The sequence below is a fragment of the Shewanella sp. Choline-02u-19 genome (assembly GCF_002836205.1).
Lineage (GTDB): Bacteria > Pseudomonadota > Gammaproteobacteria > Enterobacterales > Shewanellaceae > Shewanella.
This window is the reverse complement of sequence record NZ_PJBE01000010.1, coordinates 187884-211782: the sequence shown is the minus strand read 5'-3', so window position 1 is coordinate 211782 and position 23899 is coordinate 187884. Positions and strand designations below refer to the sequence as shown.

Annotated in this window: 18 protein-coding genes; 13 read left to right on the top strand and 5 right to left on the bottom strand. The window is 41.8% G+C overall.

Annotated features, from left to right (window positions below):
- Positions 1 to 363 precede the first annotated feature (363 nt).
- The 5 genes from rpmH (at position 364) to mnmE (ending at position 4206) form a co-directional block, all read left to right on the top strand.
- On the top strand, positions 364 to 501 hold the full coding sequence (gene rpmH, locus CXF83_RS01150; RefSeq protein WP_101089165.1) for a 50S ribosomal protein L34: 138 nt from the start codon (positions 364 to 366) through the stop codon (positions 499 to 501).
- 12 nt (positions 502 to 513) lie between these two features.
- Complete coding sequence (gene rnpA / locus CXF83_RS01145) at positions 514 to 870, top strand: ribonuclease P protein component (protein ID WP_101089174.1); 357 nt, start codon at positions 514 to 516, stop codon at positions 868 to 870.
- Positions 837 to 1091, top strand: coding sequence for a membrane protein insertion efficiency factor YidD (yidD, locus tag CXF83_RS01140; RefSeq protein WP_101089164.1), 255 nt, complete (start codon positions 837 to 839; stop codon positions 1089 to 1091). The genes rnpA and yidD overlap by 34 nt, the downstream gene beginning before the upstream one ends.
- 3 nt (positions 1092 to 1094) lie before the next feature.
- Complete coding sequence (gene yidC / locus CXF83_RS01135; protein ID WP_101089163.1) at positions 1095 to 2729, top strand: membrane protein insertase YidC; 1635 nt, start codon at positions 1095 to 1097, stop codon at positions 2727 to 2729.
- Positions 2730 to 2844: 115 nt separating this feature from the next.
- Entirely contained in the window at positions 2845 to 4206 is a 1362-nt protein-coding gene (gene mnmE / locus CXF83_RS01130; protein ID WP_101089162.1) for a tRNA uridine-5-carboxymethylaminomethyl(34) synthesis GTPase MnmE, read from the top strand.
- Positions 4207 to 4663: 457 nt separating this feature from the next.
- On the opposite strand, the gene CXF83_RS01125 is transcribed toward mnmE, so the two are convergent.
- The 3 genes from CXF83_RS01125 to CXF83_RS01110 all read right to left on the bottom strand — a co-directional run bounded on the left by CXF83_RS01125 (position 4664) and on the right by CXF83_RS01110 (position 10368).
- Positions 4664 to 7243, bottom strand: a complete 2580-nt coding sequence (locus CXF83_RS01125; RefSeq protein ID WP_101089161.1) for a helicase-related protein — start codon at positions 7241 to 7243, stop codon at positions 4664 to 4666.
- Between the two features lie 1133 nt (positions 7244 to 8376).
- The gene (locus CXF83_RS01115; protein WP_101089160.1) at positions 8377 to 8757 is read right to left on the bottom strand and encodes a hypothetical protein; all 381 of its coding nucleotides are present in this window, start codon (positions 8755 to 8757) and stop codon (positions 8377 to 8379) included.
- A gap of 135 nt (positions 8758 to 8892) precedes the next feature.
- Positions 8893 to 10368, bottom strand: a complete 1476-nt coding sequence (locus CXF83_RS01110; protein ID WP_101089541.1) for an MvaI/BcnI family restriction endonuclease — start codon at positions 10366 to 10368, stop codon at positions 8893 to 8895.
- 282 nt (positions 10369 to 10650) lie between these two features.
- On the opposite strand from CXF83_RS01110, the gene CXF83_RS01105 reads away from it, so the two are divergent.
- Positions 10651 to 12237, top strand: coding sequence for a DNA cytosine methyltransferase (locus CXF83_RS01105; protein WP_101089540.1), 1587 nt, complete (start codon positions 10651 to 10653; stop codon positions 12235 to 12237).
- Between the two features lie 395 nt (positions 12238 to 12632).
- Here CXF83_RS01105 and CXF83_RS01100 read toward each other — a convergent pair whose 3' ends face one another.
- Both CXF83_RS01100 and CXF83_RS22925 read right to left on the bottom strand, forming a co-directional pair.
- Positions 12633 to 13562: a DUF1186 domain-containing protein gene (locus CXF83_RS01100; RefSeq protein ID WP_101089539.1), complete on the bottom strand. Its 930-nt coding sequence runs from the start codon at positions 13560 to 13562 to the stop codon at positions 12633 to 12635.
- A 316-nt stretch (positions 13563 to 13878) separates the two neighbouring features.
- Positions 13879 to 14388: a type II secretion system protein gene (locus tag CXF83_RS22925; RefSeq protein WP_269801694.1), complete on the bottom strand. Its 510-nt coding sequence runs from the start codon at positions 14386 to 14388 to the stop codon at positions 13879 to 13881.
- A gap of 296 nt (positions 14389 to 14684) precedes the next feature.
- On the opposite strand from CXF83_RS22925, the gene CXF83_RS01090 reads away from it, so the two are divergent.
- The 7 genes from CXF83_RS01090 (at position 14685) to CXF83_RS01050 (ending at position 23790) form a co-directional block, all read left to right on the top strand.
- Entirely contained in the window at positions 14685 to 15329 is a 645-nt protein-coding gene (locus tag CXF83_RS01090; protein ID WP_101089537.1) for a LysE family translocator, read from the top strand.
- 658 nt (positions 15330 to 15987) lie between these two features.
- Positions 15988 to 17391 (top strand): methyl-accepting chemotaxis protein, encoded by a 1404-nt coding sequence (locus CXF83_RS01080; protein ID WP_101089535.1) that lies wholly within the window; start codon positions 15988 to 15990, stop codon positions 17389 to 17391.
- A gap of 962 nt (positions 17392 to 18353) precedes the next feature.
- Entirely contained in the window at positions 18354 to 18794 is a 441-nt protein-coding gene (mioC, locus tag CXF83_RS01070) for an FMN-binding protein MioC (RefSeq protein ID WP_101089534.1), read from the top strand.
- A gap of 460 nt (positions 18795 to 19254) precedes the next feature.
- Positions 19255 to 21144 (top strand): tRNA uridine-5-carboxymethylaminomethyl(34) synthesis enzyme MnmG, encoded by a 1890-nt coding sequence (gene mnmG / locus CXF83_RS01065; protein WP_101089533.1) that lies wholly within the window; start codon positions 19255 to 19257, stop codon positions 21142 to 21144.
- Positions 21145 to 21253: 109 nt separating this feature from the next.
- Positions 21254 to 21877 (top strand): 16S rRNA (guanine(527)-N(7))-methyltransferase RsmG, encoded by a 624-nt coding sequence (rsmG, locus tag CXF83_RS01060; RefSeq protein ID WP_101089532.1) that lies wholly within the window; start codon positions 21254 to 21256, stop codon positions 21875 to 21877.
- Between the two features lie 227 nt (positions 21878 to 22104).
- Positions 22105 to 22893, top strand: coding sequence for a ParA family protein (locus CXF83_RS01055; RefSeq protein WP_101089531.1), 789 nt, complete (start codon positions 22105 to 22107; stop codon positions 22891 to 22893).
- 9 nt (positions 22894 to 22902) lie between these two features.
- Positions 22903 to 23790: a ParB/RepB/Spo0J family partition protein gene (locus CXF83_RS01050; protein WP_101089530.1), complete on the top strand. Its 888-nt coding sequence runs from the start codon at positions 22903 to 22905 to the stop codon at positions 23788 to 23790.
- Positions 23791 to 23899 lie beyond the last annotated feature (109 nt).

The following is a 23899-nucleotide window of genomic DNA, read 5'->3' as shown; positions in this document are numbered from 1 at the left end:
CCCCAGATAGATAAGGCAATCGATAAGATCTCGATCTTAAGGGATCTGCTGCGATCAAAAATAGTGCAAAAACCCTCAAATCCAGCTTTATAAAGCGATCCAGAACGATCTATAATAGATTAACTTCGATCTGCTTTTAGATCAGTGGAACCACTAGATATAGTGGTAACTCACAGAGTTATCCACATTTTATAGTAGTTTTTAATGTTCGAAGAAAAAACGGAGATGGCATTATTTAATCACTTAAGTCGATTGCGTATTGACGTGCTCAATTAAAGTGATTACAATTCGGCCTCTTTTTTGCCCTTACCTCTAATTTCTAGAGACTAAGGTTTATTAACCTAACAAAGACGGATTGCCATAATGAGTAAACGTACTTTTCAACCTAGCAACCTGAAGCGCAAGCGTTCTCACGGCTTCCGCGCTCGTATGGCTACTGTAGGTGGCCGCAAGGTTATCGCACGTCGCCGTGCTAAAGGTCGCACTCGTCTTTCTGCTTAAGTAGAGATGCAAGTGACCAGCTATACCTTTACGCGGGAGTTACGTTTGTTAACTCCCGCGCAATTTAAATCTGTCTTTACCAAACCTATCAAAGCGTCTTCCGCTGAAATAACCTTACTTGCTATTCCTAATTCTGAACAACATCCACGTTTAGGACTAACGATTGCTAAGCGTTATGTAAAGAAAGCTCATCAACGAAACCGTATTAAACGTGTAATTAGAGATAATTTTCGTTTACATCAGCATGATCTCCCCGCTGTAGATATCGTTGTGCTCGTCAGAAATGGCGTACTTGATATGGAAAGTGCAGAACTCAAAAAATTGGTAGAAAAGCTATGGCGAAAACTCTCTCGCCGTTACAATGGCTAGCAACTACGATTATTCGTGGCTACCAAGTACTCATAAGTCCCATGCTGGGACCTCGTTGCAGGTTCAATCCAACATGTTCACACTATGCAATAGAAGCAATTCGTTTGCATGGATTTGTGACAGGATGTTGGTTTGCAGCGAAACGCATATTAAAATGTCACCCTTTACATCCGGGTGGTGAAGACCCCGTCCCTCACAAAAAAAATAGGTGCGATAAATAGGCTATGGAATCTCAACGCAATATATTGCTTATCGGTCTGCTTTTTGTCAGCTTTTTACTTTGGCAACAATGGCAAACGGATCAAGCTCCTCAACCGGTTGTAGCGCAAACTCAATCTTCAGTAGCGGCGTCTACTGTCGCCGATGCTCATAGTTCAGATGTTCCAAATGCTGATTCAGCATTACCAGAAGTGATTACTGCTTCTAAAGAACTCATCACTGTGACCACTGACCAACTTGAAATCAGAATTGATCCAATTGGCGGTGACATCGTTTATTCAGCTTTGCTGTCTCATAAACTGAAAGAAGAAGCTGAAGACCCATTTGTTCTGCTAGAGCAAACTAATGACATCTATTATGTCGCTCAAAGTGGTCTAATTGGTCGTGATGGTATCGACAGCAGTACTACAGGTCGTGCACATTTCGATAGCACAGCCCGTGATTTTGACTTAGCAGCAGGCCAAGACACATTAAATGTGCCATTAACCTACTTAGCACCTAACGGTGTGACCTACACTAAAATGTTTACCTTCTACCGCGGTAAACATAATGTTGATGTTGCTTACCAAATCAACAACAGCTCTAGTGCACAGCTTCAAGTTCAGATGTATGGCCAAATCAAGCACAGCATCAAGAAAAGCGAAAGCAGCATGATGATGCCGACTTATCGTGGTGGCGCATTCTCAACAGCAGATACACGCTATGAGAAATACAGCTTCGACGATATGGCTGATAAGAACCTAGACAAATCGACTCTTGGTGGTTGGGCAGCAATGCTACAACACTATTTCGTTTCTGCTTGGGTACCACCAGCAACTGATAAAAACGTTATCTTCTCAAGCGTAAGCGCGGGCGGATTAGCTAACATCGGTTTCCGTGGCGCGCTATATGATATCGCACCTGGTAGCGAACAGACCATTAAAGCCCAGTTCTATGTCGGCCCTAAAGATCAAGAAGCGCTATCTGCTATCTCTGAATCATTAAATCTGGTTGTTGACTACGGTTTCCTTTGGTGGCTAGCCATTCCAATTCACTGGTTATTGATGTTCTATCAATCATTTGTGGGCAACTGGGGTGTGGCAATTATCCTTATTACGCTTACCGTTCGTGGCATGTTATATCCACTAACGAAAGCGCAATACACCTCTATGGCGAAGATGCGTAATCTACAGCCTAAACTTGCGGAAATGAAAGAACGCATGGGTGATGACCGTCAGAAGATGGGTCAAGCGATGATGGAACTGTACAAGAAAGAGAAAGTTAACCCTATGGGTGGCTGTCTACCAATCTTGCTACAAATGCCAATTTTCATCGCTCTATACTGGGTATTGTTAGAAAGTTACGAGCTACGTCATGCACCATTCATGTTATGGATTACTGATTTATCAGTACAAGATCCATACTATGTGATGCCTATTCTAATGGGTATCTCAATGTTTGTGATGCAAAGAATGCAGCCAATGGCACCGACTATGGATCCAATGCAAGTTAAGATGATGCAGTGGATGCCGGTTATCTTTACTGTATTCTTCTTATGGTTCCCAGCGGGTCTGGTTCTATACTGGTTGGTAGGTAACTTAGTCGCGATTACACAGCAGAAGATTATCTATGCTGGCTTGGCGAAGAAAGGGTTAAAATAACTCTTAGTTCCAACTAAGCAAAGCGGCTAGATACTTCGGTATCAGCCGCTTTTCTCATTTAATGAGAAACACTTTTTGTTAATCACCTTTCATATTTGAACTAGGAAACACAGTAATGACAACAGATACTATCGTGGCACAAGCGACCGCTCCAGGTCGTGGCGGTGTCGGTATTATTCGAGTGTCTGGCGACTTAGCTAGCAATGTGGCTATGGCGGTAATTGGGCGCATACCTAAAACCCGTTATGCCGACTACTGTGACTTTAAAAATGACCAAGGCGAGGTTATCGACCAAGGTATCGCTTTATATTTTAAAGGCCCTAACTCATTTACCGGTGAAGACGTACTAGAACTTCAAGGTCACGGTGGCCAAATCGTGCTTGATATGCTCATTAAGCGTGTGATGGAAACCACGGGTTTGCGTATCGCCAAACCCGGTGAGTTCAGCGAGCAAGCTTTTATGAACGACAAGCTTGACCTAACGCAAGCAGAAGCGATTGCAGACCTAATTGATGCCACTAGCGAACAAGCAGCTAAAAGTGCTTTAAACTCGCTACAGGGCGAATTTTCAACCCAAGTACACGAACTTGTCGAACAGACCACCAACCTACGCTTATACGTTGAGGCTGCCATTGATTTCCCAGATGAAGAAGTCGATTTTTTATCTGACGGCAAAGTCGCGGCATCGCTGTACCGGATCATCACTCAGCTCGATTCAGTGCAAGCAAGTGCAAAACAGGGTTCTATCATCCGTGAAGGCATGAAAGTGGTTATTGCAGGCCGTCCTAATGCAGGTAAATCAAGCTTACTCAATGCTCTCGCCGGTAAAGAGTCCGCTATTGTCACCGAAATAGCAGGCACCACTCGCGATGTATTGCGCGAACATATTCACCTAGACGGCATGCCACTGCACATCATCGATACCGCGGGCTTGCGTGATACTGTCGATACCGTTGAAAAGATAGGTATTGAACGCGCATGGGACGAGATAACAACCGCCGATCAAGTATTGTTTATGGTTGATGGCACCACGACGACCGCCGTTGATCCTCACGAAATTTGGCCAGACTTTATCGATCGCCTACCAAAAAACTTAGGTATAACAGTCGTCCGCAATAAAGCCGATCTCACTGGCGAAACATTGGATGTTACCGAAGAAGCAGGACACCCCGTTCACCGAATATCGGCTAAAACGGGCCTAGGTGTAGCAACGCTGCAACAACACCTAAAATCCTTAATGGGTTATCAAAGTAATCTAGAAGGTGGTTTTATCGCGCGTCGTCGCCATTTAGAAGCACTTGACCTTGCTAGCAGCCATCTGCAATTAGGTAAAGAACAACTCGAAGTCTATCAAGCAGGCGAATTGTTGGCCGAAGAACTACGCATGACTCAAATGGCATTATCGGAGATCACTGGCAAATTTACTTCAGATGACCTATTAGGAAAGATTTTTAGCTCTTTTTGTATTGGTAAATAACGCCCTGCAAAATATTGTTCTGTAACTCCGCTACAGCAGTAAAACATCCCTTAGTCTAGATCTTGATGTCAGGATCTAGACTGACATTCAAGCCCCCAATGTAAGCCTATATTTACACCGCGATCGCAATTGATCGCCAACTGTAAACCTCCCTTTATAGACCACTAAAAGTAAGATCGTTAAATACAAGTATCAACAGAGATATCAACAAGCAAACACGATCGGTGAACAGATCTCCCTCTTTGCACTAAAATGACATAAGCCACTGTTATTTAATAATTAAATAGGACAGGGCATTAATAACGATCCTCAAAAAAAATGCAGAAAATAGATCTTTCTTGATAAGTTATACTCAGAAAAAAAACTTTAAATATTTCAGCCTGTGTAAAAGTGGATCAGCAGTAGTTAAGATCATCAATTAGTCGTATTGATCTTTACTCGAAGATCTACGCCAATATTACTTGATATCAATAACACGACTCGCTTTGCGGTATTGGATCTTCCAACCTATCCAGCGCGGTAATTCCCAACGTGTAGGCCCCTGCTTACGGCCACCTTTAACGTAATCTAAAATAACCAGCTTTCGTTTTGGTTCATACGCAACCGTCAACTTAAGCTCAGGCAATTGCAGTACCGCAGGATAGAGCTGATCAAACTCTTCGCGCTGCCAATCAGGGATACCGTCAAACAGTAAATCATCACCCTCAAGCAAGCTTAAATCCTCAAAGCTCTCAACCCCTAATTGCACCAGCTTGTCTTTAAGATAAGTATCGAGCACTAAAGGCTGTTTAATCTCATTTTCAAACTCTGCTGTTTTTCCCAGTGCAAACCATATATTCCATGCCGCAATATCAGCCGTTAAGCGCTTAGCAACACCTGACAATTCTCGTCCTTGTATAATGCTACGGGCAATAGCCTCTGTCGCCTGCTCACCCGATGCCCGCTCAAAACGAGAATCTATCACTCTGCCAGCATATAGCCGCTCGATAAGCACTTTACGCGTCGATGAGCGCTCTTTATTTTCAGCTAACCTGTCTTCACCTAATCCCGCTTGGCAAATTAGCTGAGTTGAAATGGGCGCCATTATTGAAGCCAAGTTCAATGTTTGCTTCACCCCTTTACCCGCAATAGAGTGTTGGTCAAATACCACCGCAGCAATTGCCGCCTCTTTACCGGCATAATCTTTAAGTTCAGCACTAAAGCGGCTATCACGGCCTATCTGCACTTCACTAAAGCCATTACCTAACGCTTGTACCCGTTTAATACGCCGAACAAACGCCAGCTCTGGTAGCGCCTTAATCACCGCCAACAACCAACGAGTTCGCAAAGCCTCTGATTTACGATCTAACACCGCGGCCTTATTCAGTTTAGGCAGACCTAAACCTTGTCTAATTTGGTTCGCTAGCCTGCGGGCTTCTTTAATGCCGTGATGGTCAATATTGACAAAATCGACAGCCGGCTCTCGAATCAATTTAACCAGAGTAAATGCGTCACATCCCAGCTGTTCCCATTCATGCAGCGACTTAACATCGTATTCTGCCGTTGGTTGCTGATACAAACGCTGTGGCACACTAATCGCCGCAGCTAAATCCACCATTAACTCAGTGCATTCATCATCTGGCATAGCACTAATTAAATGCGCAAACTGCGTATCTATCGGCAACGGGAATAACTTTCTGCCATGAGCTGTGACTTTGCCCTGATTATCAATGGCCCCCATAGCAAGTAAGCGGCTTTCTGCTATTGCTAGCGGTTTACTGTTAATCGCATCAACAAAGGTTAATTCCGCTAAGCGCACACCACTGCATGCCGCTGCCAACATAGGTTCAACTAACTCTTCGCGCTGTAGTTCTGGTGGTGTCATCGCCTCTAATGGCGCGTGCTCACCCCATAAACGCACACATAAGCCCGCTTGAGTTCGGCCCGCGCGCCCTTTTCGTTGATCAGTACTGGCTCTTGATATTCGGGCCAACGACAACACCGTTCGACCATTACGTTGATGTGTGCGCCGCTCAAGCCCTGAATCAATCACGGCCGTCACGCCAGGAATAGTCAAAGAGGTTTCAGCAATATTGGTCGCAAAAATAACCCGCTGTGTATCCGCATTGGCTAACAGCGACTGTTGCTCAGTGGCAGATATTCCGCCATGTAGCGCAACCAGATCAATATGGGGTGTGCTACCCGTTGATAGAGATAAAGACTGACACGCCTGTAAACAAGATTGGATTTCGCGTTTACCGGGTAAAAACACCAGAACATCGCCAGTCGTTTTACTCAGAAGTGATGTCAGTGCGGTTTTGACCTTTTGCTCTAAACTAGATATATCCGGTAACTGCTGACTGTCCGTTGACTGGTACGTTAGTTCCACGTGAAACATTCTACCTTTTGCCAACAACCTCTTGGACTTAACTCCAATAGAATCAGACAAGTAGTCATTCAACCTTGCACCGTCAATCGTCGCAGACGTAAGAATTAAACGGTTTTGAGCACGCTTTTTAAGTAATGCTAACAGTAAATCGGTATCCCAACGGCGCTCATGAAACTCATCAATAATCACCGTATCAAAACAAGCCAAGCCCGCTTTTTCATCTATACCATTGTGTTGCAGTGACGACCCCTCCATAGACAGCCAACGCAACGCGATACCCGGCGTCACAAAGGCAATATCGGTATTTTCATCAACAGTTGAATCAAAACGAATGGCATGGCCTACGTTTAACGGCCTAGCACCTTTTGATAAAGAGCCTTTAGCTAACTCGCCGACAAAACTCGCCAACGCCAAGCACGCCACCCGCCTAGGCTCCACCACCAACACTCGCCTTCTTCTGCCATCACTCTCAGGTTCAGCACACCAAAGCGGTAGACGCGTCGATTTACCCGACCCCGTATCAGACTCAACTACCAAGTGATGGTCTTTAATGGCAGATTTAAACTCATCATAGAGTGCATCTATCGGTAAAGAGTCGATAGCGAAAGAATCGCTGGGAAGAGGAGCTTGCGGTGATTGACACTGTTCGGCTTGAGGCTGCTTTTTCATAGTGGTCGAATATGGCTAATTATTAACATAGAGGTTGGAAGACTTATCGGCTAATTTATAATCGAGGTATTTACGATTCTTGTGGCCGGCGACGTTGGCGCTGATCTTATTGGGCTACTTGAGGACGAATGAATCTGTTTGCTGGCACATGAAGATGTTATTCATGGCTTTGTCATATTGTACACCTGTCGTCTGCACCTTGTCTGTTCACAAGATTGAAAGAACTTTTAGGTTTCATCAGCTTTTGTATTCTTGGATAAAGTTATGCTTGCCTTAGCAGAAAGGTAATCTATCGCCTCCATGCAGATACTTCTACGAGACGCCGCAAGCACATCTGACCTACAGGGTCTTAAGCGTTCCAGACGCTTTAAAGACATTTCCCATATCCCTATGGGTCAGTGGAGGAAATGCCAAATTTTGTAAGGAACAAAATGGGCCCTGTGGGCTCAGCGATTTCAAACAACCTCCATGTTTAAAAGCCAGTTCGGCATCCTTGCCTCTCGTTCGAAGACTATCACTTCGTGATACCTCACCCTGTCATCGAAGCTCGCAGCTGTATCTACACTGGCTGCTTATAAGCAGAGTATCACTTCGATTTAGCATTTATTTATGATGACCGATTCAGATGTTTTCAGTGATGAGTCAATTAAATAGGCTATTTGCCTCAACAAATGAGGCGATTAAACCTGTTATTTGCCTCATGCTCAATTATCACTTCGATTGAATGACTTAGATATTTCTAAACAGGATAAAAAGGTTCGATTGATAAATTGGATAGATATAGAGCCAGCGATTCTGGCTCTTCGGTTTCGAACAGGGTGAAACTATGCTCATCATGCCAATGTTTAGAGAAGTTTCAGGTTAATGCAGTGAGCCAAGATTAGTGGCGGTAACGATAGAGTAGCGACTCGTAGTCGTGTTCTCTCGCTCCTCTTTATTTGGATAATCGACCCAGAGGACTTATCAACTTATCGATTACCAAGTTTACCAAGTAACTTTGAAGTTAAGTTTTGGATTCATTTGGCTTTATAACCTGCGGTTCGCAAAATGTGCAGATACTTCTACGAGACGCTGCATCTACACCTGTTGGTAAAGTAAAGGAGCTATCTGTTCGATTTAATGACTTAGATGTTCTAAGCAGGATAGAAAGGTTCAATGTGTAAACCGGACAGGTATTGGGTCAGCGCTTCGCTCTCTTCGGTTTCGAACAGGGTAAAGCTATGCTCATCATGGTAGATTTCAGGTTCGTGTGCAGAGCTGAGATTAGTGGCGGTAACGATAGAATAGCGACTCGTAGTCGTGTTCTCTCGCTCCTCTTTATTTGGATAATCGCCCCAGAGGACTAGGTATTGGCTGCTGTCCTCTAAACCTGAGCTATCAGAGTCTATCTTTGCCTTAAACATAAAGCTTGGGCACGCATCATTGTGCCAGCTCTTATCGATAAGAAATGGATAATCACTAAGTTCAAACCCCAGTTCAAAATTTTCACCAAACTCCTGTTTGTATTGAAGCATATCTAAATACCTAGGCAGGTTTTCATTACCTAATTATAGTTCATAAACCAATTGATTTTTATATAATTAATATTATTTAAGTAGCTTTAATATTCACTTGTTCCAACAAAGTTAGAAATACCTAATTTTCATCAGTTACGTAAGGAAATATTTTACTGGTTCAGGAAATAATAGGTTCAAATCTCGCTTATTTATCTTAAATAATGGCCCTTTCTCTGCAACTTTGGGCTTTGCACCTCCTGTACGCTTAATCAAATGATCCATTGTTATTACTCCACTTTCAACCAGAGGCATAAGTTGACCTAATAAAGGCGACTTTGTGTGTACAACTGATAATAGGTTAAAATGCTCAACACCCTCAATAAATTCACTTTTTGCCTCTATCCAGAAGGTTTCAGCATGCTTTTCTTTTAATCTCTGACGCAATAGATTACCAGGCCAAGTTGCTACATGAGCCCCACTACTATGAATCTCATTCAATTCATCTTTTTCACGGTTAAACTCAAATTTCAACCCTTGGCTGTTAGCCCTATTGGTGCTGAGCGTACAGTAAAGCCTAAAATCGTTTTCTCGTGCATACCCATATTGGTCCAAAATGGCTGCACTGCTTTTACAAGTACTAAGCCCCCAATCAGCAACTTGTGCAAATAAGGTCGTTCTAGTCTTGTTACCGCGGCCAGATTTTAATTCAATCCCTTTGTAGTCGGGTAATTTACTAGAGTTAGCCTCAATATCTAAAGCTGCCTCTATAGACATACCTATTGCAGTATTACCTTCCATAATGGCTCGAAGCGGCTTTTTAGCTAGCACCTTTAATTTAGCTAAAAGCTCATAAGATATACTATTGCTAGCAGCTAAGTGCTTATTTATAAAACTTTGTAAATCCGTAGTTTTATTACCATAACTAGGACTAATCTCTTGAATCAAATTTGGTTTACTTGCCTCTAACTCTAAGGACTTGGTACTCAAATTTATTAAATATGCGGAATCGTCACTGACAACAATGGCTATTTGATCTCCAGAATCAGCGAAATCACCCAACTTGGTGAACCACATTCTAGGATCACCTTTCTTAGTTTCGGGCCTGTAAAGACTAACTTTTGATTCATTACACTCTTTATCTGAGATGAAAAATGCACTTTTCTTTACTTTAGATTCTTGCCCTTGTCCTTGATTTTCATAATCATGAAAATTTGTGAGTTCAAAGTGTGTTCTAACTGGTTGAGTAGCATCGAGTATTGATTTTTTTAAGCCTGTAGTAGTTGGTTCAAAAATAGAAAATTCAATTCCTAACTTTGTTAATAACGATTTATTTTTACTGACTAAAAGCTTTTTACCATCAGTTAAGTAACTCTCACTTCCAATATCTATTTGATTTAGTTCTTCAACCTCAAGTTTTTCTGATGAAAATGGAGGTTGTCTAAATAAGATTTGTTGTTGATCAAAAGCTTTAAGAACAGCTTTCCAATTCCCTAAGTTTGCTTGTTGTGCAACAAGTAACAAAGCTTCAGCTTGAGTTAAATTGTGTGATTTTTTGAGCTTTTTTGCTTTTTGCTTTAACCGCTCAATATTTATGAAGGGATTTTTAGAATGGTTTTGTTCTGAAGTCACGCATACACCTCTGTAAAAACTTAAGTTTCAATGAGTTATACACCAGACTTACTACCCAAAAATAAGCTAATTAGTGCTAACGAAACTAGTTTTTACAGAGAGGACGCATAGGGTCTTTACTTTATTGGGTTGTTGGCTTCTCTCCAAAGCCTTGTTTATAATGTATATTTAAGTATTTTAACTGTCAAGATTAGATTATAAAAACTAGATCTGAATGCCTGGACTTTATAACCATTTTCGATTAGAATCTCCAAAGTCAAAATTTCTTCTTGTAGGTGTATATTGAACCATATCGAATTATTCGCGGGCTGCGGTGGCTTATCATTAGGCTTAGATAAGGCCGACTTCAAGCTAGTCATGGCCAATGAATTATCACCTATGGCTGCAGAGACATTTGCTTATAACTTCTTAAATGAAAACCTAGAAGAAATCGCAAACAATGGTGGGAAACCAAACCAATCATATTGGCTAAATAGTCAATTCAGCGACTTAAAACCTAGGTTAAGAGAAAACCCATTTAATTCGCCTTCTTTCTCCTCTGGCGAAGGGTTTAGTGACATCCCTAAAGATTTAAATGAATTACAAGGGAAGCTTGTAATTGGAAGTATTGTTGAACTAAATATATTACTAGAAAAAAACCCAGAGCTTGTCCAAAAGTTACAAGATGGTTTCGGAGATGGCGGTTTAGACCTTGTTTCTGGCGGACCACCTTGTCAAAGTTTTAGTATGGCGGGTTTGCGTAAAAGGGATTGTGATAAAAACTCATTACCATGGGAGTTTGCAAAATTTGTCTCTCATGTGAAACCAAAAATTGCCGTTTTAGAAAATGTGACTGGGATACTACGAGCTTTCAAAGATGATGATGGTAATTCCTTTCATGCTTGGTTTGAAGTCGCAAAAGTGTTTGCCACAAAAGGATATATCCCATTATGTCTTCATATCAACGCGCGATTAGCTGGTGTAGCCCAAAATCGCCCTCGTTTCATAATGATAGCTATACGAGAAGATATTTATGACCTATTAGCAATCAATTTCAAAAGTGATAGTGCTGAATCAGAGTTGTTCAAGTCTTCTGAAAGCTTTTTTAAAGCCGTTCAGATGGATATTGAAAACGTAGAATTTGGTTCATTACCATATTTTGACGCAACAAAATCAACAGACTTAATTCTTTATAAAAATTCTTTTTTACACCATTTAGTCAGTAAAAAAGAGGTTTCTGTTCGTGAAGCGCTGGATGATTTAAAACAAAATAAGCCAAAAGCACCGTCAAAGTTCGTTAAAAGTCTAAATAAAACATTCTCAAGCTCTCTCAAGAAAAGAGAAGGTGGAATTCCTAATCACGAACAAAGAAACAATAGTGAAATAGTTAAACGTAGGTTCCGTCTGTATCAAGTACTACAGCAGATAGATAATCGTTCCGTAATTAAAGCTATTTTTGCTATTTTAAAGGGAAGTGAGACTCAACTAGATGATAGTATTTGGGCAATAGTAAAAGAGTTCAGCTATCTTCAGGAAAATGGAAAGTTAGAATTATTTCTGACAAAAGAATCGTTTATAACTTACTTATTATCACATCCTACAAAAAAACAAACACAAAAAGCGCTCGCACCAAACTCTCCAGCGCCTGCAGCATTATCTATACCTGATGACGCTTGTCATTATGATGAAGATGAGTTGAGAGTATTAACTGTAAGAGAAATGGCTAGAATTCAATCTTTCCCTGATAATTTCGTATTCCGATCCAAGGTTACTACAGGCGGTCAAATGAGGAAGTTTGAAGTACCACAGTATACCCAAGTTGGTAATGCTGTCCCTCCACTGTTAGGTTTAGCATTAGGTCACGTAATAAAAGATATTTTAAAGGGATAACAAAAATTCTGACCCTAGAAGGTTAACTCCCTATATCTACAAAAATATAGCAACTCTATGAGCTGTCTATAACTAAGCTAACTAATCATAGAAGTATTCAGCTTTTAGATAATAAGTGTAGATACGGCTGCGAGCTTCCAAAACAAGGCCAATAATGTTCCCGACATTATTAGGCATTTCCTACTATCCATGTAGGTCAGAAGTACTTGCAGCGTCTCGCTGTACTGTCTGCACATTAGGTCGTTCTTTCACATCCATGTGATCACGATATTCGTATATCCATATACAGCAACTGCTGCAAGTCATTAATACCAATGAGGCCATGGTTCTCCATAGCCTATCAAACGCTTGCCCGATAAATTAAACCAACACCTAACTCTTTTTTTAGCAGCGGTCTAATTCAAACAACACTTCTTGTATTTCTTGCCACTGCCACAGGGACAGGGATCATTGCGACCGGCTTGAATATCAGCAACAAAAGGCTGCTTAGCATCAAGGTTTTCAAAATAGCTATCGTCAAGTTCCTTTGGCGTATTCATCAGGTCGTCAAAAACTGCCATTAGGTCATCATCATTCATATCAGATTCTGAGTTGAAACCCGCCCACTGGCTTAGGGAGTCGATAACATCATAATCCCCGCTAATTAGACCACTTTCCCACTCTGAATAACCGATAGACTGATTATCCCAATCGATGATGCACTGATTCTCTGCAGGGCCTTCGTCTATCACTTTGCTTTTAACATAACCAACAAACTGGCTATGGTATTGATTAAACTCATTAGAAATTAACAGATTAATCAATTCAAAAAGTGCTATTGAGTGATTACTTTTGAGCAGATTTTCGATAAAGCCAGGAACACTTTGATTAAGTGTCTCTCTATCAATTTGGTCGGTATGCAGCTGAGAAAAGAGCGCACTTAAGGCTGACATCTTAACGATTTCGCCCGCTTGATCAGAGTTAACTAATAAACAAAGTTGCTCAGGCTTACCCTCGGCCAAAATGTAGTAAGCAGTGGAAAGATCTGAAGCGATAAAGTCACCGAGTAGCACTTCTAACGGACTATTACAGTCGTCCTTGTTAGTGAGATTGATCAGCGAATCAAAACAACTATATTGCTTACGATCGACAATAAGGCATAACCCGAAGAAAAGAAGGTTCGACTCAGGATCGGTCAACTCCTCTTTAACGATAAACCTCTGCATCAATTCATCGATAACCGGCAGTAGCTCAGGCCACTGCAGCCTTGCCGCCTGCAAAGCATCAATAGGGAGTGTTGTTAAGTCGCCACGACTTAGAGTGGTCATTATCTCAGCTAATTTCATATTACATTCAAGGTAAAAGGTGATGTTGTCTCATAGAGTAGCAAAAGAGGACCCTAAAGCCCCAAGTAAAATGGTTATAGCAACGGATAGGCCAATATTGAGCATAAAAAATGGTTAAACAACTCATGCAGTGGCTGCGAGAGTCCAATAGAGACGAGAATGGAAATACCATGGGATTTATAAACTTAAATTAGATTAACTAAATCGGAACCAACGGTGCGCAAGCTATGAATATAACTTGGGAACGGCATGACCCTATGCCCAGTTCCCTTTGGAAAGATGCTGCAACATTAGTGGCTAATTAACGTGAGTCGTATTAACAACCTGAATCGACAATCTCAAATACTGGTGGTGTGGTAGGGCTTTGTGCCTCGGTATACTTGAGGTAGCAATTATCACCACTGAATTTCTTAGTTTGTGGCATAAAACGGATAAATGGCTTGGCTGGATTATTATTAAAATACCAATCAGCTGGTCGTTCGGAGTTAAACACCGAATCTTCAAACTTGGCCATGATCAGTTTACTCCAGCTATTAGCGGCATCAGCAGCGGGATAACCGTAAACTAAATCAATGTCTTCACCATCGATAATGATAACGTTATCTTCACCTGGAGCGGGTTTAGGCTTGCTCTCTAAGCCTTGTAAAACTGACTTGGCATATAGCACACTCATAGCGCCATTCATCTCGGCTTTTAAGCCTTTTAAAGATGAAATTCGAGCATCTGATTGTAGTTCAATAAAACGAGGGACTGCGATCACAGAAAGTATGCCTAAAATAATAATAGTCACAACTAACTCTATAAGAGTAAAACCATTTTTCCGCATTGAATAGTTCATTTTATTAAACAATAAGTGGAACACTATTATATTGAATACTATCCATTTTAAAAAGGTAATTCGCAAATGGTTAACTAACTCAAATTATGCAAAAAGGAATAAATACAGCCTCTAACCTATTAAAAATATCAACCTGAGTCGCGCCAGGCCTAAAGCGGCTTGTACTCGCGTAAACAAAGCCTGCCAACTGTAGCTCTCATTTAAACACTACATGACTTTCATTCATGTTGGATAACTGTAGAATCCGCGCCTTGTTTGATTCTTTCCTTTTATATAGTGCATTAATGATGATCGATCTGGCTTTACTTCCTCTTTATTTAACTACCGTAGTCGCCCTGCTGTTAATTCCTGGGCCTGACATGTTACTTATCGCCAGCTCAAGCTTGAGCTATGGTAAAAAAGTAGGCGTGTATGCCAGTTTAGGTAATGCCACATCGGGCCTTATTTTGACTTTTCTTGCAGCTATGGGCGTGTCAGCTTTAGTGGCTATGAACCCAATGGCACTAGAGTTATTACGCATTTTAGGTGCCGCCTATCTACTGAAGATGGGTTGGGATTGCATGCGCAGTTCTGCAGCTGAAACACCAGAGATAGAACAACAACATAATCTGGCTAAACAGTTATATCGCCGAGCGGTGATGAGTAATTTGTTAAACCCAAAGGCACTGATCTTCTTTGTATTGTTTCTACCACAGTTTGTTTCAACTCAACTAAGCGCAAGTTCAGGTGAGCAGATGCTAGCTTTGGGCTTATTGCTCAATGTGATGGGATTACTGTTTAACCTACTGCTTGTCGCTATGGTTGGAAGCCTGGGTAAACCACTATTGAAAAATGAGAAATTCAGGGCGAATCAGAATAAGTTTATGGGCTTTATATTCTTTGCCCTCGCCATCTGGTTGTTGGCCTCCCAAGTTCAAACCATGAGCTAAGTAATATAATTGATAAACTGGCACAGCCGGTTATAGATGACTACGGGAATAAATCTCCCGTAGTCATTTCTCGTTTTTTGCCGTCATGATCCTCAGATACAACTCCCGCAAAAACAAAACCATAAGATTTTCCCAGCCGTTTTACAGAAGAGTCACCTAGAACTATTTTTTTTATTAGCGAACACTCCCTCAATATTTGGCGAGTTTGGTCGATAAAGAACATACGCTGAGGGCAGCGATGACCTCATTCCCCCCCAGCCATAGTGTTTTCGAAAGTGATAAAAGAGATGGCCAGATAAATACCTTCAAATTATTTTAATAAGCTGTATTCAAATAATTTATTTGTTAATACTTTGTTGATTTGAGGCTCGGTATTTTACTTTTATAAAGCAAGAGTTGATATGTTCACCATCATGAAGATGGCTAATGAACACTCCATTTTCTTTTGTTCTGTGACAGAAAAAATGAAGAAAAACCTGATATTAGATCGAATTTTCATTAACACTTTTACCTCAATCTTGTTCTAACAAAGCATCTATTGAAGTAAAATATTTTCAAGCTGTAGCAACAAGTAGACAAAGTGCTGCTTACTGTTAAAGCAATATAATTTGAGCCAGGATGGCCAGCCAACTATCACGCCAAATTTAGGATGATCATAATGAAAGAAGTCGCTTTCCGTTGGATAGACAAGTTTCTGGTAAATATCAAATTACAGGAGAATTTTTTAATCCTGTTTTTCTCTTCGCTGCTGGTAATGCTTATCGTTAGCCTAACTTTAATCAGTGCCGAACAAGATCAGAAAAATAAACAATTACAGCAAGAAATTCATTTGGTATCTAATCTGATATCTAAAACAGAATTAAGTCAAAATGAGCTGTCTGGTATTCTCGCTAACAGTAACCTCAAGCTTGGAAATCAGGGGGCATACGCCACTCAAGTTCCCAATACAAACGTGTCTATAAGCGCCAAACCGTTACCAGGGATTTTCTCTACCTTAGGTCTCGGCCATTACGCCATCATCCTGTTTTGTATCGGCTTTATCATCATCAGCTATTATTACATTAGATCATTTATGGGCGGTGCCCTCTTTAATATCTACGATGCTGTTAAACGTCTGGCCGATGGCGATCTCGCATCCCGCATTGCTTATGCTCCGGCGCGTAATGAATTCAACATTATTGCTCAGACGATCGATAGAGTTTCGGAACGTGAACATGTATTGGTAAAAACCACTCAGGAAGCCATCGCCCTTATTCAACAGATCAGTTCTCAGTTGCGTCAACGTAGTAATGAAAACGCCACATTAACCAGTCAACAGCAAGAACGTATCGATTCACTGGCCAGTGCAACCGAACAGATGGCCTCCTCTATTCGTGAGGTGGCGAGTCATGCCCATGATTCTTCGACTCAAACCAGTGATGCTACCCAAACCGCAACATTAGGACTATCTCAGGTAGAGTCGACTCAGAGAGCAATTAAAAAGCTGACCTCAGAAATTAATGCCGCATCCGGTGCCGTAGCAGATTTGGACTCGAGTGCCTCACAGATCGATGATGTAGTTTCCACTATTAATGCCATCTCTCAGCAGACAAACTTACTCGCACTCAATGCCGCTATCGAAGCCGCTCGAGCGGGTGAACAGGGACGAGGTTTTGCTGTTGTCGCGGATGAAGTACGCACCCTGGCCGGTCGAACACAAACTGCCACAGTAGAAATTCAGAAGATGATCGAAGCACTGCAGAGTAACAGTCAGGGCCTCATTACAGTGATGAAGCAGACGGTCGCGGAAGCCGAAACCAGTGAGTCCCTCATGGAGTCGGTGAGTAAGAACATCAGCCAAATAACGAGTCAGAACCAATATATCGCCGATCGCAGTGTTGAAATTGCCGCAGCAGCCGAAGAACAAGGCGCCGTGGCAGACAATATCGCCTCCGATGTGGATCTGGTGCGAACAGGTTCAGAAAGTGTTGCCTTAATGGTGACTCAAACAGCCAGCGAAATAGAAACCTTAAACAGCCAAGCCGATGTGCTAGAAAATCTGATGAAAGATCTCAAAGTCTAAGATCTTAACGTCTAATATTAATGTAAGCTGTCGATGTCATTCGTGACTCGACAGCTTTTTTTTCATTAAAATCAATCTTATACCAATCAGAATAAAAATTGTTCGCTCAGCGAGAATGTAGTATTTCAGAGGCAAGGCCCTCTATTGCGCCTCGGTTCTGGCATGCTCACAGTAACTCCGTGACGGTAGACTATCGGCATCGTTTAGCTGAATCACTATTAACTACTGGAGAGAAAGAGCTAATAAGTGTGACTAATCAGTATGATGTTGTACTCAACACTGAGGTCATCGAACATGTAGACGATCAAGAAGCATTGATTAATACCTGCTGCCAATGACTTAAGCCGGGTAGATTGCTGATCATGCCGACACTTAACCGCATAATAAAATCATACCTGATAGGCATATCAGCGCCGAATATCTGATGCATTACCTACCCATAGGGACTCGCGATTGGCGTTTTTTTCGTTACACCGAAAGAGATTCACGCCCCACGGTTTACGCAGTGTAAAAGCAGAAGGAATGAGCTTTAACCCTGTGGAAAATGACCAATAACGCTGACGAAAACTACCTGCTATATGCGATAAAAAGCTAATACGTTCACTCTATAAACCCAATGATTAGCACTGTAATCACTCTTGCTAGGCAACTCTTATAAACCTATTGGCATCGTTCGATTGAGTGCTTCAATTCCATTAAAATCAAGCCAGTACTGACCTAACATAGTCGATGTTCACACTTTCATAGACCCTATTATATTGTTTTCACTTTAGTTAACTGACAATGCCTCAGTCCCCATTTACACATATTAAACGGTAATCTGCTTAGTAAAAATCGGCTTATACCTTATGATTAGCGCAAACATAATGCAGATCGTAACGATAAATTAGATAGATTAGTGGCGATCTTATGCATTAAACACGTACTAAATAGCTCAGTTGAAGATGAGATCAGGAACATATATGGCAAAAGTAGAACTATTAGTAGGCACAACGCTAGGAAGTGCAGAGTATGTTGCTGATGAAATGTCGGCGCAATTGAACGATCTAGGCCATGAAACTATCGTACATTTGGCTCCTAATTTGGATGATCTGGACCCAAAATCGCTATGGTTGATCGCCTGTTCAACTCATGGAGCAGGCGATCTTCCAGACAATATAGTGCCATTTATGGACGAGATCTTAGCTAAAAAACCGGATCTGCTGACCACCCAATTTGCATTATGTGCGATTGGTGATTCGAGTTACGATACTTTTTGCCAAGGCCCCGAAAAATTAGTGGAAGCACTGGCCTTATGCGGTGCACAAGTTTTTGTGGATAAGATCCAGATCGATGTACAATACGATCCAATTCCAGAAGAACCCGCCCTAGCTTGGTTGAGCGGCTGGCAAGATCAACTTTAAGATCCTTTTCTTGATCGCTTTTACCTATTAACTTTTAAAGCACTCACAGTTTAGATCATACTTATCCACATATTAAGTCAAAAAATAACAAATATGTGGATAACCTATTATTTAGATCTGATTAACCTCTGTATTAATTCACCCTCGATCTGGTCAATGATCCACCCTGTGGATAACTAGCCGATCTATCCCCAAGCTTAGGTGAGTTTGATCGCGATCTAATAACAGGTTTGATCGCTCATTAACTCATGATTCTAATAAGGAATTCGGGTTATCCACCGAAAAAGCCGCCCTTAATAATAAACATAATAAGAGATCTATCTAAAGATCTTAAGATCTATTAAGCAGATCGGTGTTGATCAAAACAAGCAAAATTGATCGTTCACCTTAGGCAAAGCAAATGCTAAAATGATCCGCTCAGAAACAGAATTTTATCCTTTTAACAATCGAAGGCTGTCGAATGCATTTTCATGAACGGTTTGATGTAATCGTTGTTGGTGGTGGTCATGCTGGAACTGAAGCTGCGTTAGCTTCTGCCAGAATGGGTTCCAAAACACTTTTGCTAACCCACAACATAGATACCTTAGGACAGATGTCCTGTAATCCAGCTATCGGCGGCATCGGAAAGGGACACCTGGTTAAAGAAATTGATGCGCTCGGCGGAGCCATGGCAATTGCCACGGATTTTGCGGGGATTCAATTTAGAACATTAAATTCGAGCAAAGGCCCAGCAGTACGAGCAACTCGTGCTCAAGCGGATAGAGCCCTTTATCGACACAAGATCCAAGAGATTTTACAGCACCAACCCAACCTGCGTATTTTTCAACAAGCGGTAGACGATCTTGTGGTTGAAAATGAAACCGTGGTGGGTGTTGTTACCCAAATGGGTTTAGCGTTCGAAGCCCCTGCAGTCGTGTTAACGACAGGTACTTTTTTGAGTGGCAAAATCCACATAGGATTAGAAAATTACAGCGGCGGCCGAGCTGGCGATCCTCCGGCGATTGCCCTGGCTCATCGTCTGCGTGAGTTACCTATTCGAGTGGGTCGTTTAAAAACCGGAACACCACCACGCATAGACTCAAACACCATTGATTTTTCTCAAATGACAGAGCAAAAAGGTGATAATCCTTTGCCGGTTATGTCGTTTGTGGGTGACGTTAGCCAGCATCCAGAACAAGTCTCATGTCATATCACTCATACCAATGAGCGAACCCACGATATTATTCGTGCAGGACTGGATCGTAGCCCGATGTATTCGGGTGTTATCGAGGGCATTGGCCCACGTTACTGCCCTTCCATCGAAGACAAAATTAATCGTTTTGCAGATAAAGATTCGCATCAAATATTTATTGAGCCAGAGGGATTAAATACCACGGAAATTTATCCTAATGGTATTTCAACAAGCTTACCTTTTGACGTGCAACTTAACTTGGTTCGTTCGATAAAAGGCATGGAAAACGCAGATATAATGCGTCCTGGCTACGCGATCGAATATGATTATTTTGACCCACGCGATCTTAAAAATTCATTAGAAACCAAAACCATCAATGGTTTATTCTTTGCCGGACAAATTAACGGCACCACAGGCTATGAAGAAGCGGGTGCACAAGGCTTATTAGCGGGCATGAACGCATCATTGCAAGTTCAAGGCAAAGACACTTGGTGCCCTCGTCGCGACCAAGCTTACCTTGGCGTGTTGGTTGACGATCTGTCGACATTAGGCACTAAAGAACCTTATCGCATGTTCACTAGCCGTGCGGAATACCGCTTGCTGCTACGTGAAGACAATGCTGATATTCGTTTAACCGAAAAAGGTCGTGAACTTGGTTTAGTTGACGACAATCGTTGGGCGCTATTTAGTGAGAAAGTGGAATCGATCGAAACTGAACTACAGCGTTTACGTGGCCAGTGGATCCACCCCAAATCACCGCTTGTTGATGTGTTAAATCCACATCTAAAAACCCCGATTGCACGCGAAGCCACGTTTGAAGATCTACTGCGTCGTCCAGAGCTAGATTACCCAACATTGATGTCAATTGACGGATTTGGTCCAGGTATTGAAGATCAACGTGCTGCTGAACAGGTACAGATCCAAGTTAAGTATTCTGGTTACATTCAGCGACAGCAAGACGAGATTGATAAAGCGATCCGTAACGAAACGACTGGGTTGCCGCTGGATCTTGATTATCAAGAGATCCCAGGCTTGTCTAACGAGGTCATTGCAAAGATGAATGAGTACAAACCTGAAACGGTTGGTCAAGCCTCGCGTATCCCTGGCATGACGCCAGCTGCAATCTCAATATTATTAGTTCATTTGAAAAAACGCGGTTTACTGAGAAAAAGCGCCTAAATAACCTTGTTATGCACGATGAAAGGAAGCTTTGAGGCTTCCTTTCATCTTTTTTGCGCTTCATCATACCGATGAATATCTGATTTAAATTGTTTTGAGGACACTACCAGTGTTATTTGCCCAGTTAAACGAATACATGGCTGAAGTTGGCCTAGAGGCTACCGAGCAGCAAAAAAAGCAACTTGTTGACTTTGTTAGCATGCTCAATAAATGGAATAAGGCATTTAACCTAACTTCTGTACGTGATCCGGAGCAGATGCTCATTCGACATATCATGGACAGCTTAGTGGTTTCGCCACACCTGCAAGGATCGCGTTTTATTGATGTCGGTACCGGCCCGGGTTTACCGGGGATCCCGTTGGCGATCTTAAATCCTGATAAAGAATTTGTATTGCTTGATAGTTTAGGCAAACGCATTCGTTTTCAAAAGCAGGTTCAATTTGAACTTGGGATCAACAATATTTCATCGATTGAGAGTCGGGTAGAAGCGTATCAACCTGAAGAGTTATTTGATGGTGTATTGAGCCGTGCATTTGCCTCGATTCAAGACATGTTGCAATGGTGCCACCATTTGCCAAAAGCTGACGGCTGTTTTTATGCGTTAAAGGGCCAGCTAAGTAAGGATGAGTTGGCAAACTTGCCAGCAGGATTTGCTGTTGCTGAGACCATCGAACTTGTTGTTCCTAAGCTTGATGAGCAGCGTCATTTGCTGCGTGTAGTGAAGGTTAGTTAATCTAAGCTACATCTCCAAACTGGAAATATACTCGCTTGATGTCGTGGTTTAGACCATCTTTAACGATGGTTTTTTGAACCATTAGCGATAAAACGTACTGAACGGTTGCAATCTTTCAGCGCTTCAAGCAATTATATAAAATATGCGCATTAATTCCCCCTCATTTTTTTTAGACAGCCAATGAGAGAGGGCCGGAATACAATAACAGTGACTTACAGGGTGATATTGTGGGTAAAGTGATTGCCGTAGCCAACCAAAAAGGTGGCGTCGGAAAGACAACAACTTGTGTTAATTTAGCGGCTTCTCTAGCTGCAACTAAACGTCGTGTGCTGCTGATCGATCTCGATCCGCAAGGTAACGCAACCATGGGCAGTGGTATCGATAAATATACCGTCGAAAACACCGCCTATGAATTATTGGTTGAAGAGAAGTCATTCGAAGAAGTTGTTTGCCGAAACACTAGCGGAAAATATGATCTTATTGCAGGCAATGGCGATGTCACTGCCGCTGAAATTAAGCTGATGGAGTTTTTCGCCAGAGAAGTTCGCTTGCGTAATGCTATTGCGCCGATTAAAGATGATTACGATTATATCTTTATCGACTGCCCGCCTTCACTCAACATGCTGACCGTTAATGCCATGTCTGCGGCTGATTCTGTATTGGTCCCTATGCAGTGTGAGTATTACGCATTAGAAGGCTTAACCGCGTTGATGGATACCATCACTAAGTTAGGCTCTATGGTAAACAATGGATTGCACATCGAAGGGATTTTACGGACCATGTACGATCCTCGTAACCGTTTGTCTAACGATGTATCCGATCAACTAAAACAGCATTTTGGTGATAAAGTTTATCGCACTGTGATCCCAAGAAATGTGCGTCTTGCTGAAGCGCCTAGTTTTGGTGCCCCAGCAATGTATTACGATAAATCGAGCGCAGGAGCAAAAGCCTATCTCGCATTGGCTGGTGAAATTATTCGCCGAGCAGAGCAATTGGAACTGGCTGAGCAGGATTAAGGAAGAGAAATGACAGTGAAGAAAAGAGGTTTAGGCAAAGGGCTTGATGCTTTATTGAGTACTAGCCATGCCGCCAGCAAGCGACTTGAACCTAAAACGTTTGAAGGTGAGCAAGATATTAAAAATAATGATCTGATCACCTTAGACATTGATAGGCTTCAACCTGGCAAGTATCAGCCTCGAAAAGACATGTCGGCCGAAGCGCTTGAAGAACTTGCTGAGTCAATTCGTGCTCAAGGGATTATCCAACCGATTGTGGTACGCAAAGTCTCTGTTGAAAACTTTGAAATTATAGCGGGTGAACGTCGCTGGCGCGCTTCGCAGCTTGCTGGGCTGGCAAAGATACCCTGTATTGTTAAACAAGTCGCTGACGAAGCTGCAGTCGCGATAGCCTTGATTGAAAATATTCAACGTGAAGATTTGAATGCGATGGAAGAAGCTATTGCATTAAATCGTTTGATTGAAGAGTTCAATCTTACACATCAACAAATTGCTGATGCTGTAGGAAAGTCACGTGCCACAGTATCCAATTTACTGCGTTTAAACGGTCTCAATGAGCATGTTAAGCGTATGTTGGAGTATGGCGATATTGATATGGGCCATGGTCGTGCTTTGTTGGCTATTGAAGGTGACGAGCAGACAAATTTGGCTCGATTAGTCGTTTCTAAAGAATTGACTGTTCGCGAAACCGAACGATTAGTTAACCAAACCTTAAATCAAACTGAAATCGTCGAAAAAGCACCTAAAGATCACGATGTAGTCCGTCTAGAGAGCCAATTAATTGAAAGACTAGGTGCCAAGGTTTCTCTTACCCATAATAAGAAAGGTAAAGGGAAAATGGTAATTAACTATCAAAATTTGGCTGAATTAGAGGGTATTATCAGTAAAATCCGCTAAAAAACCGACGTTACGACAATATTATGTAATTTTGTGACATCTGTTAATCCTCCACTTTTAGACTTTTGGCGTAGATCACGCTAAAAGTCTCCTTTTTCTAACGGTTAAA

Bases quoted from the DNA above. Each gene is read 5' to 3' on its own strand.
- rpmH (WP_101089165.1), top strand. From the start codon at position 364: ATGAGTAAACGTACTTTTCAACCTAGCAACCTGAAGCGCAAGCGTTCT.
- CXF83_RS01080 (WP_101089535.1), top strand. From the start codon at position 15,988: ATGAAAGAAGTCGCTTTCCGTTGGATAGACAAGTTTCTGGTAAATATC.
- CXF83_RS01115 (WP_101089160.1), bottom strand. From the start codon at position 8,757: ATGCTTCAATACAAACAGGAGTTTGGTGAAAATTTTGAACTGGGGTTT.
- mnmE (WP_101089162.1), top strand. From the start codon at position 2,845: ATGACAACAGATACTATCGTGGCACAAGCGACCGCTCCAGGTCGTGGC.
- CXF83_RS01100 (WP_101089539.1), bottom strand. From the start codon at position 13,562: ATGAAATTAGCTGAGATAATGACCACTCTAAGTCGTGGCGACTTAACA.
- yidD (WP_101089164.1), top strand. From the start codon at position 837: ATGGCGAAAACTCTCTCGCCGTTACAATGGCTAGCAACTACGATTATT.
- mnmG (WP_101089533.1), top strand. From the start codon at position 19,255: ATGCATTTTCATGAACGGTTTGATGTAATCGTTGTTGGTGGTGGTCAT.
- yidC (WP_101089163.1), top strand. From the start codon at position 1,095: ATGGAATCTCAACGCAATATATTGCTTATCGGTCTGCTTTTTGTCAGC.
- CXF83_RS22925 (WP_269801694.1), bottom strand. From the start codon at position 14,388: ATGCGGAAAAATGGTTTTACTCTTATAGAGTTAGTTGTGACTATTATT.
- CXF83_RS01125 (WP_101089161.1), bottom strand. From the start codon at position 7,243: ATGAAAAAGCAGCCTCAAGCCGAACAGTGTCAATCACCGCAAGCTCCT.
- CXF83_RS01050 (WP_101089530.1), top strand. From the start codon at position 22,903: ATGACAGTGAAGAAAAGAGGTTTAGGCAAAGGGCTTGATGCTTTATTG.
- mioC (WP_101089534.1), top strand. From the start codon at position 18,354: ATGGCAAAAGTAGAACTATTAGTAGGCACAACGCTAGGAAGTGCAGAG.
- CXF83_RS01090 (WP_101089537.1), top strand. From the start codon at position 14,685: ATGATGATCGATCTGGCTTTACTTCCTCTTTATTTAACTACCGTAGTC.